Source organism: Leisingera sp. F5 (assembly GCF_001593695.1).
The window spans coordinates 1-1,467 of the sequence record NZ_LUKH01000918.1; the positions used below are offsets into that span (position 1 = coordinate 1).

General features: G+C 61.3%; 1 protein-coding gene and 1 pseudogene. Both read left to right on the forward strand.

Features of this window, described 5'->3' with window-relative positions; genetic code table 11:
- Positions 1-176 (forward strand): annotated as a pseudogene (glyA, locus tag A2I95_RS37435) (serine hydroxymethyltransferase); the annotation flags it as partial.
- Positions 177-548: 372 nt separating this feature from the next.
- Positions 549-1,340, forward strand: coding sequence for a DeoR/GlpR family DNA-binding transcription regulator (locus tag A2I95_RS37440; protein WP_291737520.1), 792 nt, complete (start codon positions 549-551; stop codon positions 1,338-1,340).
- The last annotated feature ends 127 nt before the right edge of the window (positions 1,341-1,467 follow it).

Here is a 1,467-nt window from a genome sequence, read left to right on the forward strand (position 1 = left end):
CAGGCACCACCCGCGGCTTCGGCGAGGCAGAGTTCCGCCAGATCGCCGACCTGATCATCGAGGTGATCGACGGGCTGGCCGCCAACGGCGAAGACGGCAATGCGGATGTGGAAGCCGCGGTGCGCGCGAAGGTGGCCGGTCTCTGCGTCCGGTTCCCGCTGTACCCGAACCTGTAAGCCCCTGCAGGGTTGAGAGAAAAAGACCGCCGCGGCCCTCGCAGCCGCGGCGGTTTTCTGCTGCCGCAAAGGCGAGGCTCCCGCGCCCCGCAGGTGCATCAAAGATGCCCCGGCACGGGTCTTGGGCCCGGCAGCGCCCCTACAGGGCGCACCCGCGCGGCGCCATGCCCAACGCTTTCAGGTCTGCCTCCGGCAGGCTGGAAAGGGGCGGGAGCGGCTCGTGGCTGGACGCGCAGGTGCCCGTTTGCCGGAGAATGACCGCCAGAAAGCGGAAATATCCAGAAAATTGTGGGAAAATGTGGGATGAGCTTGTAAGCCGGAAAAAACCCATGCCTTATGGTGCAAGGCAGTTAAACGCGAACAGGCTCAATCTTGTCGGACTCACTTTCTCTTTCTCACCGCGAATTGGAGCTGGTGGACGCTTTGCGGCGTTTGGGCGGATCAGCCCGCAGTGCGGAGCTTGCAAAAATGCTGGATGTTTCCGAGGAAACTGTGCGCCGCACCATCAAGGCGCTGAACAAGGCTGGAGCCGTGCAACGGGTGCATGGCGGAGCCTTTCTGGCAGGGCCGCAAAGTGCGACCAGCTTCGCCAGGCGGATTTCTGAGAACCAAATGGAAAAAGCCCGGATCGCGGCCCGGATCGCTGCACATGCCGGTGATGGCATGGCGCTGTTTCTGGATGTCGGCTCTACTACCGCATTTGTTGCCGAGGAACTTCGGCAGAAGACCGGGCTGATCGTGGTCACCAATTCTATTGGAGCTGCGCAGGCACTGGCAAACCACAATGGCAACAGGGTGCATTTTCTGGGGGGCGAATTGCAAAGCAATGAGCGCGGCACCTTTGGTTTTGTGGCTGAGCAGCAAGTCCGGCGGTTTGCGCTGGATCTGGCAATACTGTCTGCAGATGCATTTTCTGCCAAACAGGGCGTGCTCTATCACAGTGCGGCCGAAGCGCAGCTGGCCGGGGTGGTTGCCGATTGCACAGAGCAGGTGGCCCTGGCCCTGGCCCATCCCAAGTTTACGGAAACTGCGCCGCATTGCGGACCCTCTCCGCGCAAGATCAGCCTGCTGTTTACTGACCGCAGACCTGACAAGAAACTCTCTGCAGCGCTGGCAGGCTGGGGGGTGAAAGTGGACGTTGCTCCGGGTGGCAAAGATGGCTGAAAAACACCTGACTCTGCCCCAGCGGCTGCCTGAAAAGCAGGCGGCCTGATGGGCGGCCGCTGGAATTGCCCGCAGCTACGGCATCAAGAACGGGGTAAGGTTGCATTGATTGCGACTGGGACAGATA